This is a genomic window from Rhodobacter capsulatus (genome assembly GCF_005144475.1).
Lineage (GTDB): Bacteria > Pseudomonadota > Alphaproteobacteria > Rhodobacterales > Rhodobacteraceae > Rhodobacter > Rhodobacter capsulatus_C.
In genome coordinates this window covers 90,818-102,623 of sequence record NZ_SWJZ01000012.1, presented here as the reverse complement: position 1 = coordinate 102,623, position 11,806 = coordinate 90,818, and the positions used below count along the sequence as shown (strand labels likewise).

15 protein-coding genes, 1 pseudogene and 1 riboswitch are annotated in these 11,806 nt (G+C 65.9%); of the genes and pseudogenes, 11 read left to right on the top strand and 5 right to left on the bottom strand.

Translation table 11 applies throughout. The features are described from left to right. Positions 1-130: 130 nt before the first annotated feature. The 3 genes from FBT96_RS04000 to FBT96_RS03990 form a co-directional block, all read right to left on the bottom strand. On the bottom strand, positions 131-505 hold the full coding sequence (locus FBT96_RS04000; protein WP_136905055.1) for a hypothetical protein: 375 nt from the start codon (positions 503-505) through the stop codon (positions 131-133). A 174-nt stretch (positions 506-679) separates the two neighbouring features. After that, positions 680-1,279, bottom strand: a complete 600-nt coding sequence (locus FBT96_RS03995) for a DUF6634 family protein (RefSeq protein ID WP_169583185.1) — start codon at positions 1,277-1,279, stop codon at positions 680-682. Beyond that, complete coding sequence (locus FBT96_RS03990) at positions 1,279-1,944, bottom strand: hypothetical protein (RefSeq protein WP_136905053.1); 666 nt, start codon at positions 1,942-1,944, stop codon at positions 1,279-1,281. The genes FBT96_RS03995 and FBT96_RS03990 overlap by 1 nt, the downstream gene beginning before the upstream one ends. A 78-nt stretch (positions 1,945-2,022) precedes the next feature. Here FBT96_RS03990 and FBT96_RS03985 point away from each other — a divergent pair, with 78 nt between their 5' ends. The 3 genes from FBT96_RS03985 (at position 2,023) to FBT96_RS03975 (ending at position 3,087) form a co-directional block, all read left to right on the top strand. Beyond that, positions 2,023-2,280 carry a helix-turn-helix domain-containing protein gene (locus FBT96_RS03985; RefSeq protein WP_136905052.1) on the top strand — a complete coding sequence of 86 codons (258 nt, stop codon included), beginning with the start codon at positions 2,023-2,025 and terminating at the stop codon, positions 2,278-2,280. A gap of 184 nt (positions 2,281-2,464) precedes the next feature. Further along, complete coding sequence (locus FBT96_RS03980; RefSeq protein ID WP_110806332.1) at positions 2,465-2,755, top strand: hypothetical protein; 291 nt, start codon at positions 2,465-2,467, stop codon at positions 2,753-2,755. After that, positions 2,755-3,087 carry a type II toxin-antitoxin system RelE/ParE family toxin gene (locus FBT96_RS03975; RefSeq protein WP_136905051.1) on the top strand — a complete coding sequence of 111 codons (333 nt, stop codon included), beginning with the start codon at positions 2,755-2,757 and terminating at the stop codon, positions 3,085-3,087. Before FBT96_RS03980 ends, FBT96_RS03975 begins: the two co-directional genes overlap by 1 nt. Positions 3,088-3,278: 191 nt before the next feature. On the opposite strand, the gene FBT96_RS20585 is transcribed toward FBT96_RS03975, so the two are convergent. Both FBT96_RS20585 and FBT96_RS03970 read right to left on the bottom strand, forming a co-directional pair. Further along, positions 3,279-3,422, bottom strand: a complete 144-nt coding sequence (locus FBT96_RS20585) for a hypothetical protein (protein WP_169583183.1) — start codon at positions 3,420-3,422, stop codon at positions 3,279-3,281. A 195-nt stretch (positions 3,423-3,617) separates the two neighbouring features. After that, on the bottom strand, positions 3,618-3,959 hold the full coding sequence (locus FBT96_RS03970) for a hypothetical protein (protein ID WP_169583181.1): 342 nt from the start codon (positions 3,957-3,959) through the stop codon (positions 3,618-3,620). A gap of 197 nt (positions 3,960-4,156) precedes the next feature. Between FBT96_RS03970 and FBT96_RS03965 the strand changes: the two are divergent. The 8 genes and pseudogenes from FBT96_RS03965 (at position 4,157) to FBT96_RS03930 (ending at position 11,803) form a co-directional block, all read left to right on the top strand. Then, positions 4,157-4,492, top strand: a pseudogene (locus tag FBT96_RS03965) (transposase). Positions 4,493-4,682: 190 nt separating this feature from the next. Then, positions 4,683-5,717, top strand: coding sequence for an ABC transporter substrate-binding protein (locus tag FBT96_RS03960; protein ID WP_136905049.1), 1,035 nt, complete (start codon positions 4,683-4,685; stop codon positions 5,715-5,717). Next, positions 5,714-6,754, top strand: coding sequence for a FecCD family ABC transporter permease (locus FBT96_RS03955; protein ID WP_136905048.1), 1,041 nt, complete (start codon positions 5,714-5,716; stop codon positions 6,752-6,754). Before FBT96_RS03960 ends, FBT96_RS03955 begins: the two co-directional genes overlap by 4 nt. Then, positions 6,751-7,512, top strand: coding sequence for an ABC transporter ATP-binding protein (locus tag FBT96_RS03950; RefSeq protein ID WP_136905047.1), 762 nt, complete (start codon positions 6,751-6,753; stop codon positions 7,510-7,512). The genes FBT96_RS03955 and FBT96_RS03950 overlap by 4 nt, the downstream gene beginning before the upstream one ends. Before the next feature lie 21 nt (positions 7,513-7,533). Beyond that, the gene (locus FBT96_RS03945) at positions 7,534-8,469 is read left to right on the top strand and encodes a DMT family transporter (protein WP_136905046.1); all 936 of its coding nucleotides are present in this window, start codon (positions 7,534-7,536) and stop codon (positions 8,467-8,469) included. A gap of 154 nt (positions 8,470-8,623) precedes the next feature. Further along, positions 8,624-8,823: riboswitch (cobalamin riboswitch) on the top strand. A gap of 168 nt (positions 8,824-8,991) precedes the next feature. Then, positions 8,992-10,002, top strand: a complete 1,011-nt coding sequence (locus FBT96_RS03940; RefSeq protein ID WP_394347657.1) for an ABC transporter substrate-binding protein — start codon at positions 8,992-8,994, stop codon at positions 10,000-10,002. Positions 10,003-10,052: 50 nt separating this feature from the next. Then, entirely contained in the window at positions 10,053-11,039 is a 987-nt protein-coding gene (locus FBT96_RS03935) for a FecCD family ABC transporter permease (RefSeq protein WP_394347656.1), read from the top strand. After that, positions 11,036-11,803, top strand: coding sequence for an ABC transporter ATP-binding protein (locus FBT96_RS03930; RefSeq protein ID WP_136905044.1), 768 nt, complete (start codon positions 11,036-11,038; stop codon positions 11,801-11,803). Before FBT96_RS03935 ends, FBT96_RS03930 begins: the two co-directional genes overlap by 4 nt. The last annotated feature ends 3 nt before the right edge of the window (positions 11,804-11,806 follow it).

Below are 11,806 nucleotides of genomic sequence, written 5' to 3'. Positions count from 1 at the left end.
CCGTGGATGCCCGCCGTGGATGCCCGCCGTGGATGCCCGCCGTGGATGCCCGCCGTGGATGCCCGCCGTGGATGCCCGCCGTGGATCTGAATGCTTCGAATGAAATTCGACCGCATGACCGCTCGGGTCGTCAAGCCCCTTCCGTGTCGCCGATTCCAAAACCGAACAGATCACCGAGCGCCGCCTCGGCCAAGCCCCCCTTTCCCTTTGCCTTGCACACCTGCTTGCGCTTCGGAACAACGTAATCGCTCGGATTTTCGGCGGACGCCACGGGTAGTGCCGTCGCCGCGGTATCGGGAGCGGCTGCGTCAAGTTCGAGGAGAGCCGCCAAGGCGGCCGCAAACGCCGGATCGGTGCGCAATTTGCGCGCAAACCCACGCAGGATCGGGTCATGCTCGCGTGGCACGACCACGCGGGCTTCGTGCAGTCCGCGCGCTTCACGAGAGGCGCGTTCGCGCGCACGATGCGCCGCGCGCACGGGGTTCTTGAGGGATTTCCTGGCCATTTCGGGTGTCTCGCAGATCGGGAGTGATTACCTGCCACACCATTTTCGCCCAAGAATCCCTTGGCGCAAGTTCGAGCCGACTGATTTCGACTCACTGTCCACAATTTTCGGACATCAAACGCTCGAAGCGATCTGTTTAGCCGCAGAAGCAAGATCTACGCGGCGCTTGGCAGATCAAAGCCAAGACTGATCGGTCCATAACGTGTCCACGCTGAGAATCAGATCGCGCGGGATTCCGTGGCGGTGAATGTAATCGAGCACCTCGTGCGGATCCGCAGGGGCACCCAGGCGATACCAGCGCGTCATCGTGCGCGCCCAGATCAGACCGGGATCGAGACCGCAGAGCCGGGAAGTGTGGCTCACCGGACCTCGGCACACGGGGTGCCCCTCCGGCCGCCCCATCAAGATTGCGCCCCCGAAACGGGTATCCCGTAGGCCGATCCATTCGTGCAGGACAGGCGCTGCGTTCAGATCGGTCGCGCTCGGCCCCGCTTCCGCCAGAGCACGCGCGACACGCTGCGCGTCGTGCAGCGCGCGGTTCGCGACCGATTGCCGAAATTGATACCAGTCATGGGCGTAGACGCCCTCCGCAGGGGTCGTTTTGCCGTTCATCCAGTTCTCGAATTCGGCGCGGAGAGCTTCGGGCACATCAGAGAGGCGGACCTTCGGCGGGCCGCCCTCCCGAACGATCGGCAAAACAAGCGACATCAACTCCCCCGCGCGGCGCGCTTCGGGCGTGTCCGCGGCTTGCCAGCTGTAGGCGGCCACGGACATCATGCGCGCTCGCTCATGTCGTCCAGAGCGGCCAGATCGATGATCGCTGCGCCGCGCCGGTCGTCGTCTCCATTCGAGAGGAAGTCCGCCATTTCCATCCAGTCCTCCTCGGTCGCGCCTTTCGACCGGGCCGGGCGCGGCAGCGCCATCGGACAGCCGCTGACAAGCGAGCAAGCCCGCGAGAGGAGATCCCGATCGTCGATTTCGAGCGCGACTTCGAGAGTCGACCGGGTCGCCACGATGCCATTGCCGCGGTCAATCACAAGGTAACTCGACACCGCGCGGTAGATTGCCTCCCGGCACGGGTCGTCGGCGCCTTTGAACGAGAGCGTGCCGTGAAGCTGCTCGAGGCCGAGGTCGGTGAACTCGACGCAATCGAGCTCGCGCCCCGCCAGATCTCCGGCAAGCACGAAGAAGCGGGCCGGCCGCACCAGACCGGCGCCGCGCAGCATCAATCCAGTTTCCAGACTGGTCGCGCCGTTGAGGTGCAGCTCGACGAGGCCGCGCCAGATCGGATTGTCGAGATACCGCGCAAGGCGTTTGCGCGCGAGCGCGCTGAAGCCCGGTTCGCGCGCGATGCGCGCGTCAAACGCCTGCCGCGCAGCGATCTCGGCGTCGACGAGAAAGGTGACCGGTTCAAGGTCGAGGTCGTCTGTGTCCTGCATTTCCGCCCTCCATTATCTAAATTTTAGATAATCTACTTTCCGCATTACCGCCAGCCCCAAAATGCAGGGCGGAGCGAGATGCCAAGAACGATCCACACCGATGGTCAGCGGGCGCTTTGCGAGGCGATCGCCGCCGCCCGCCGCGAGAAAGGGCTCACCCAGGCCGATCTCGCCCGCGAGCTTCATTGCCAGCAATCGCTGATCGCGCGCATCGAATCCGGCGAACGGCGGATTGATGTGCTGGAGTTCATCAAGATTTTCCGCGCGCTTGGCGTTTCTCCGGCGGAGGCGCTTCGGCGTGTGGGCGAGCAGATTCCTGCGGATCAAGGCATCTGAAGTCGCCCCCAGGCATTGCAGAACGCCGTTTGCCGCGACCCGGAGCTTTGACAGCGAGCCCGGCGGCGGAAGCGACTTCAACGATCATCGGCTGATCCGGGACGATCTCGATCAAGCCTTGGCAAGATTGCCGAGAACATCGCAATGCGATAGGGTGCTCCAACAGACTACCGCGGAGGCTGCAATGGGTGTTCACAAGCAAAGCGTCAGCTTTACCGACCAAGCCTTCGCCTTTGCGCGGGAACTGGTGGAGGCCGGCGAATATCCGAACATCAGCGCGGCGGTTTCCGGCGAACTGGCTCGCGCACGCGCGGCGCGAGAGAAAGAGCGCAAACTCTTCGAAGTGGAGGTGCAGCGCCGTCTGAGCTTGCCGCTCGAGGCGTGGGAGCCTTTGGCAGATTCCGCTGACTTCACCCGCGACGCGCGAAACCACCTGCTCTCCATCTTGCCAGCCGGCAGCGGCAACAATCGCTGATGCAGCTGATACGCCACCCCTTGGTCGGGCGCGATCTGCGCGCTCTGGCGGAGCATATCTACGCAACCACGCAAGGCGATCTGCGCGCGGCAACGCGCCGGCTCGATGAGGTCGATGCGCTCGTTGCCGACATCGTCGCCAATCCGCTGTCGGGAATGCGCCTGGATGGACCGCTTGCTGGTTGGCTTGTGCGCCACGGCGGTCGCGGCCACAGGATCACGATCGTTTTCAAAGCCGATCTTGAAACGCGCCGTCTCTATATCGCGCTGGTCGCGTTTGGCGGTCAGGATTGGATAACCCAAGGCCTGAACCGCAAGGCCTTCGAAGATTAGAGGCGCTTGACACCCCTCTCGAATATCAGAGCCGGAATGCCAAGCCTCAAAGCCTTTTCGGCGAGGTTCGCGTCAAAGGAGCTGCAGTAGTCGACCATCAGGGCATCTGAGACCGCGCGGCATTTGCGTCTTGCGGAACGCGACGAAGGGTGTAGGGTCTGCCCTGTGCTACACTGTAGCACATAACTGTATCACAGGCGATTTTCTCGGAGATTTTTTCCTTTTATTTCCAATGCCTTGCGGAATCCGCGAATTTGGCTCCAAGCCCTACCGCCGGAGCCAAAAATATCAATAATACCAACGTGATGAAGGCCACCCGCCGCGGTGGCCTTCATCGTTTTGATGCCCTCTGCAACAACTCTGCAACAATAGAGGTTCTGCAACAGGAGTGGGCGGCGCGAGGTGACGGAGACCGCCCAACTGGACGGCCACCATCGGTTGCTAGGCTCGACACCAGCTCCGAAGCGGTGCGGTTGCCACTTTGCGGTCGAGGATTGCAAGCAATCCAAGGCGACCAGATGAACGCTCGGTCATGCTGCCACCGACGAGAGCGCCCTCTGCGGGATGCGCGTCATCATCGAACCGTCCATCTGCAAGACCATGCGAAACACGCCTCCAAGGCCATACCCATGCTGGATGGTGTCGAGCAGTTCCTCTCGCCCTTCGATGGACTCAACAGCGTCGAGCAGGTTTCTGTCACCGACGACCAGCGCGGCATCTTTCACCTTTGCGACGACCGACGGATCGTCATATCGAACACGCTGGAACGAGACCTTGTTCGCCACTGGTTCAAGACCAAGGTCGAATGACTGCTGCGTCGAAGCGCTGAATGAGGCAATCCACAAGTTCGGCCCACTCGAGATCATGAACACCGATCAAGGCAGCCAGTTCGCGTCCTTCGCCTGGACCGACCGACTGAAGCGGATCGGCAAGCGCGGCCGCGGAGCGCGCCGGTCGCAAGACGTGCCATCTGCCGCTAACTGGGCCGTGTTGACGAAACGGCTTCCCCTCCGCGGTGGGCTGCGTTCAAGCTCCTCTCTGCGTGGGAGGTGACCTTGGCACCAACCTGATGTCCGACGACGAATGGGCATTCCTTGAGGGCTTCATCCGGGCAGTCCGGCCTCCGAAAGGGCGCAAGCCTGCGGACCATCGGCTTGTTCTGGATGGCATTTTCTGGATCGCGCGAACCGGCGCGCCGCACCGCGCTGCCCAGGATTCTTCTGCGAAAGAACCGCAAGGCGGTCGACAGGACGGTCTACACGCTGCGCACCATGGTCGAGCGCGGCTTCAACACGTTAAAAAACAGCCGTCGCCTGGCAACCCGTACGACAAAACCGCAGACCGTTTCCTCGGCGTCATGGACATCGCCTGCATCAGGCTCTGGCTCCGCCAATTGTCAACATGACCTCAGGTCAGCAGTGTGGGACGTTCCTGCCGTTCTCCGCGCATGTTCCGTTCGTGCCACGGCCGCGAAGTCCATCGGGGCGGGGGGCGCCATGTTGCGCCCGGCAGTTCCTGAGTAAAACGCTCTTGAGTTCCTCCGGTTGCGGGGATAGTAAAAAGCGACTCTTTCACTCGGAAACCGGACCCCCCTCATGTTGCCCCTCAAGACCGCCATTCTTGGCGGCGTTGCCCTCTCCTGTCTGTGCTCCGCCGCGCTTGCCGAGCGGACGACCTATCCCCTCACCATCGAGAATTGCGGGCAGAAGGTGACCTTCGTGAAGGCGCCCGAGCGCACCGTGGCGCTTGGGCAGAACAGCGCCGAGATCCTGCTCCTGCTGGGGCTCGAGGACCGCATGGCCGCCACCGCCTTCTGGCCGAACAGCGTCTTGCCGGACCTGGCTGCGGCGCATGACAAGGTGGAGGTGCTGACGGTCGAATTCCCGACGCTCGAAGCGGTGCTGGCGCAGCAGCCCGACTTCGTGCCCGCCATGCTGGTGACGCTGATGGGCCCCGACAGCAAGGTCGCCAGGCGCGAAGATCTGGAAGCGCTCGGCATCCCGACCTACCTGTCCCCCAGTGCCTGCACGACCGAGACCGACACGCAGAACGCGAACGGCAGCGCCGCGACCTCCGCCTATGGTGTCCGCAAGGATCTGTGGTCCATGGACCTTCTCTACAAGGAGATCGAGGACATGGCGCGCATCTTCGACGTGGCCGAGCGCGGCGCGGCGGTGATCGCCGATTTCAAGGCCCGCGAGGCGGCCCTGCGCGCCGAATTCGCGCCGCGCGAGGATCTGACCTTCCTGTTCTGGTTCTCCAGCCCGTCGCCCGCCGATGATGCCTATCTGGGCGGCGGCCATGGGCCTTCGGGCTACATAGCCGACCTGCTCGGCGGCGCCAACGCGATCAGGACCGAGGCGGAATGGCCGACCCTGGGCTGGGAAGGCATCATGGCCGCCGCTCCCACCGTCTTCGTCGCCGCGCAGGTGGACCGCAACCGCTGGGACCTTGACCGGGCCGATACCAAGATCGCCTATCTGACCTCCGATCCGGCGGTCAGCCAGATGGAGGCGGTCAAGGCGGGCCGCATCGCGGTGATGAGCGGGGCGGCGATGAACCCCTCGATCCGCACGCTCTACGGCGCCGAGCAACTGGCAGAACAGCTCCGTGCCTTCGACCTGCCGTGAGCGTTCCTGACGAGACCGGAAGCGGGGCAGGGAAACTCGTCTTGCTTCTGACGTTTTCCCTTCTGGTTCTGTGTCTTGCCGTCGCGGTGGCGATGGCCATCGGCGACTATGCCATATCGCTCGGCACGGTCGTGCTGGCGGTGGGCAACGGGCTGGGCCTTACGGCCGCCGAGATCCCGCGTATCGAGCAGAGCGTGGTCTGGGACCTGCGCCTGAGCCGCGCGCTGGTCGCGGCGCTGGCGGGCGCGGGCTTGGCCATCTGCGGCGCGATCCTGCAGGCGCTTTTGCGCAACCCGCTGGCCGAACCCTTCGTGCTGGGCGTCTCGGCGGGGGCCTCGACCGGCGCGGTGGCGGTCATCGTGCTGGGCATCGGCGCGGGCGGGCTGTCGCTGTCCGTCGGGGCTTTCGCGGGCGCCTTCGCCGCCTTCGCGCTGGTGGCGCTTTTGTCGAACGGCGCGACCAGCGGGCCGAACCACACGATCCTCGCGGGCGTCGCCGCCTCGCAGCTTTTCAACGCGCTGACCTCCTATATCGTCACCACATCGGGCAATGCGCAGCAGGCGCGCGACGTGATGTTCTGGTTGCTGGGCAGCTTCGGCGGCGTGCGCTGGCCGGATTTCCAGCTTCTGATCCTCGTCGTGCTGACGGGCCTCGCGATCTGCCTGTTGATGGCACGTTCGCTCGACGCCTTCACCTTCGGCGACGAGGATGCCGCGGCGCTTGGCGTGCCGGTGGCGCGCATCCGCCTGATCCTCTTCGGCGTGACGGCGATGATGACCGCGACCATCGTCAGCATGGTTGGCGCCATCGGCTTCGTCGGGCTCGTCGTGCCCCATGCGGCGCGCCATCTTGTCGGGCCGATGCACCTGCGGCTGATCCCGGCCTGCGCGGCGGCGGGCGCAATCTTCATGGTGCTGGCCGACATCGCCGCGCGCGTGATCGTCGCGCAGCAGACCATTCCCATCGGCGTCGTCACAGCCCTGGTCGGCGTGCCCTTCTTCGCCATCATCCTGTATCGTTCCCGGCCGCAGTCATGACCATCGCCGCACGCAATCTGATCTGGGGCATCCGCCGGCGGACCATCGTCTCGGATGTCTCGCTCGATGTGGCGCAGGGCGAGACGCTGGGCCTGATCGGGCCGAACGGCTCGGGCAAGTCCTCGCTGCTGCGGCTGCTTGCCGGGTTGAAGCGCCCGCAAGCCGGTCTTGTCGAGATCGAGGGGCAGGACATCGCGCGCCTCCCGCGCCGGGCGCTGGCGCGACAGCTGGCCTTCGTCCGGCAAAGTGCCGCGACGGACACCAATGTCTCGGTCCGCGACGTGGTGCGGCTGGGGCGGACGCCGCACCGCTCCGCCCTCTCGGGCTGGTCGGCGGAGGACGAGGCGGCGGTCGCCTCGGCGCTGGCCCGCGTCGACATGGAGGGGCGCCGCGCGCAGCCCTGGCAGACCCTCTCGGGCGGCGAGAAGCAGCGCGTCCATATCGCCCGGGCGCTGGCCCAGGCGCCGCGCATCCTGTTTCTCGACGAGCCGACCAACCATCTCGACATCCATCACCAGATCGCGATCCTGCGCATGGTGCGCGAGCTTGATCTGACAAGCATCATCGCGCTGCATGACATGAACCTCGCCGCGATGTTCTGCGACCGGATCATCGTGCTGGAAGCGGGTCGTGTCGTGGCCTGCGGCACGCCCGAGGCCGTGCTGACCGCCGATCTGCTGCGCGCCGTGTTCCGGGTGGAGGCCGAGATCGCCGCCTCGACAACGACCGGCCCGCCGCATATCCGTTTCCGCGCCTGAAAGCGAAAGGGACCGATCCTCATGGGCACTCTGACGACCCCTCGGCAGCGGCTGAGCGGCGAGCCGCTTGGCATCGCGCTGCGCATCGGCTCCACCCTCGCCTTCGCCGCGATGACCGCCTGCGTCAAGGCGCTCGGAGACGCCGTTCCGCTGGGCCAGGTGGTGTTCTTCCGCTCTGCGGTGGCGCTGCTGCCTCTGGTGTTCTTTCTGTGGTGGACGGGCGACTTCCCCCGCGGTCTCGCCACGCGCCGCCCCTTCGGCCACATCGTCCGCTGCCTGATGGGGGCCGTGGCGATGTTCACCTCCTTCGCCACGCTGCGCTATCTGCCGCTGGCCGAGGCGACCATGCTGTCCTACCTCGCGCCGGTCCTGCTGGCGCTGCTCGGTTGGGCGATGCTGGGCGAAAGGCTTGGTCCACGGCGGCTGGGCGGCGTCGGGCTGGGGCTGGCGGGGGCCGCGGCCTTCTGCCTGCCCGCCTTCTCGGGCGGGCTGCCGCCGGGCGCGGCTTTGGGGGGGGCGCTGGGCCTTGCAACCGCGATGCTGACGGCCGGAGCGCTGATCCAGGTGCGGCGGCTGACATTGGCGGGGGAAAAGGCGGGGGCGATCGCCTTCTGGTTCGCCGTGGTCTCTGCCGCGGCCGGGCTTGCGACAGTGCCCGCAGGCTGGGTCTGGCCGCACCCGGCCGAGCTTGCCCTGCTGCTCGGGGCAGGCCTTGCCGGGGGCATCGCGCATATCCTCATGACGCTGTCGTTCCGCCATGCCGAAGCCGCGGCGCTTGCCCCATACGAATATCTCGCGATCCTCTGGGCGGCCGTCGCAGGCATGCTTTTCTTCGCCGAAATCCCTGGCGCGGCCTTCCTGATCGCTGGCCCGCTGATCCTCGGCGGCGCCATGATCGCGACGCCCGCGCGGCGCAAGCCGACGGTCTTCGCCAAAGATCGTGCGCAAGGCCGGTGATCTCAAAGCCGTTCGATCATTGTGCCCCCTCTGTCCGCCCGCAGTCTCGCGTCATGGGCCGCGCCGAAGCGCAAACCTCGATCTGTCCGACATGCAATTTGCAGCAGAAACAACGGTGTTTTTCGCGTGTCGCGCTTGCCGTTCCGCCAGGTTCGGGGTAACCAGCATCGTCGGTTTCCGAAAGGAATTGAAAGGGAATCCGTTGTCAGACGCGTCTGACGAAACGGAACTGCCCCCGCAACTGTAGGCGGCGAGGGGTTTCGCACCGAAAGCCACTGTGGCGCATGCCATGGGAAGGCCGCGAAACCTCGATGACCCGCCAGTCAGGAGACCTGCCGACACGTCGAAACGCAATGCGGCCCGGGCGGGGTGTCCGGAGAGGTGTCGAATGACTTTTGCCCTTGGGTGCGTTTGCGCACCCTCCAGCCAGTTCGTGCGCGGCCCGCAGGGGTGCCGCAGGAACACGCCATGGCCGACCTTTCCTGATCTGTCCCCGGCTGCCCTGACATCCGGAGACTTTTCATGTTTGTCCGTTCCCTGACTGTCGCGCTTGCCTGCGCGGCCGGCTTCGCGTCGCCCGTCATGGCCGAAACCACCTATCCCCTGCAGCTGAAGAACTGCGGTGTCGATCTGACTTTTCAGAAGGCGCCCGACAGCGTCGTGACCCTGGGGCAGGCCGCGACCGAGATCCTCTATGCGCTTGGCCTTGGCGACAAGGTGACCGGCACCTCGGTCTGGTTTACCGAAGTCCTTCCGGAGTTCCGCGAGACGAATGCCCGCGTCGAACGCCTGGCCGACAATGATCCGAGCTTTGAATCGGTCGTTGCGAAAAAGCCGGGACTCGTCGCCGTGCAATACGAATGGCATGTGGGACCGCAGGGCATCGTCGCCACGCGGGACCAATTCGCCGATGTCGGCATCCCCACCTATGTCTTGCCCGCCGATTGCTGGAAAAAGGACAACAGCACCGGCTCCGACGGCACCCGCAGCGCGATGTTCGAGATGGACTCGATCCATGCGGGCGTCACCCAGCTGGGGAAGATCTTCGACGTTTCGGACCGGGCCGATGCGCTTGTCGCCGATCTGAAGGCGCGCGAGGCCGTGGCGATCGAAAAGGCCCGGGCGCTCGATCTGCATGACGCTTCGGCGGTGTTCTGGTTTTCCTCGGCCGAGATGGACGTCGACCCCTATGTCGCGGGCAGCAAGGGGCCGCCCGGCTACATGATGGAGAAACTGGGGCTGAAGAACGTCGTGGAGAGCGACGAGGAATGGCCGACCGTGAGCTGGGAAACCATCGCGCGGGCGAACCCCTCGGTCATCGTCATCGCCCGCATGGACCGGCGCCGCTTCGAGGCGGATGATCACGAAAAGAAACTTGCCTTCCTGAAATCGGATCCGGTGACGCGCCAGATGGACGCGGTGAAGAACAACCGGATCGTCATTCTGGATGCCCATGCGATGGATCCCTCGATCCGCAACGTCACCGCGCTCGAGACGCTGGCCGAGGCGCTGCCGGCTTTCGGTCTGAAATGATGGCGGCGGCAGCCTCCGGCTGGCGTGCCCGGTCTCTCTTGTGGCGAGGGATGCTTGGGGCTGCCGTGCTGACGATGGCGATCCTTGCGGGGGTCGTCATCGGCGAGACGCCGCTGCCGGTTTCGACGGTGGCGGCGGTTCTGGCCAATGCGCTTTGGAACGCAGGTCATCCCGTCGATCCGATCGATGCGGCGATCATCTGGAATTACCGGATGCCCCGCACGCTGGTGGCGGCGGGCTGCGGCGCCGGGCTGGCGCTTTCGGGCGTCGTGCTGCAGGCGCTGATCCGCAATGCGCTGGCCGATCCCTACCTGCTGGGCGTGTCGGCCGGCGCGTCGACCGGGGCGGTGGCGGTGAGCATCCTTGGCGTGGGCGGAGGCGCGCTTGGCCTGTCCGGGGGCGCCTTCGTCGGCGCGGTTCTGGCCTTCGGGCTGGTCGCGGCGCTGGCCCGGGCCGCCGGAGGGGGGCCTGCGCAACTGGTGCTGGCCGGGATCGCGGGATCGCAGCTCTTCAACGCCCTGACGAGTTTCTTCATCGCGAAATCGGCCAATGCCGAACAGGCGCGGGGGATCATGTTCTGGCTTCTTGGCAATCTCTCCGGAGTGCGCTGGCCGGATGTGGCGCTGGCCGTGCCTGCGGCGGCCCTGGGGTTTCTGGTCTGTCTCTGGCATGTCCGGGCGATGGATGCCTTTGTCTTTGGCGCGCAATCGGCGGCGGCGCTTGGCATTGCGGTGCGTCGGGTGCAGCTGGTGCTGATCGGCGCGACGACGCTGATGACCGCGACGATGGTCAGCCTTGTCGGCTCGATCGGCTTTGTCGGTCTGGTGATCCCGCATGCGGTGCGCTTCGCCGTGGGGGCGCGGCATGGGGCGCTGGTGCCGGGCGCGGCGCTGGCGGGCGCGGTGTTCCTGATCGCGGCCGACATCACCTCGCGCATGCTGATCCCGGGGCAGGTCGTCGCCATCGGGGTCGTGACCGCGCTCGTCGGCGCCCCGGGCTTCGCCCTTATCCTGATCCGCAACGGGGGGCGCAGATGAAGGTTTCCACGACGGATCTGGGCTGGGCAAGCGCCGGGCGGCCGATTGTCGAGGGCGTCACCCTTGACATCCGCCCGGGCGAGACCTTCGGGCTGGTCGGTCCGAACGGCTCCGGCAAGTCCACCCTGCTGCGGCTGATCGCCGGGCTGCTGCCGCATCCGACGGGCGAGGTGCGGCTGGATGACGTGCCGCTGGCCCGGCTGTCACGGCGCGAGGTGGCCCGCAAGCTCGCCTTTGTCGAGCAGCAGGCCGAAACCGACGCGGCGCTGACCGTGCGCGAGGCGGTCGAGCTGGGCCGCACCCCCTGGCTGTCCGCGCTGCATCCGTTCAGCCGCCGCGATGGTGCGATCGTCGATCAGGCCCTGACCGCGGTCGGCATGGCGCAGATGGGCGCGGCGCTCTGGTCCACCCTGTCGGGGGGCGAGCGTCAGCGGGTGCATATCGCCCGCGCGCTGGCCCAGGAGCCGCGGCTGCTCTTGCTCGATGAGCCGACGAACCATCTCGACATCCACCACCAATTGTCGCTGCTGCGGCTGATGACCCGCCTGCCGGTCACGGTGATCGTGGCGCTTCACGACCTCAATCAGGCGATCGGCTGCGACCGTCTGGGGGTGATGGCCGGGGGCCGGATGATCGCCTGCGGCCCGCCGCGGCAGGTGCTGACGCCCGAGCGGCTGGCGCGGATCTTCCGCGTCGGCGCCACCGTGCTGACCGATCCCGCCGATGACACACAGCTGTTCCGTTTCCATTGCCTTGAGGACTGACCG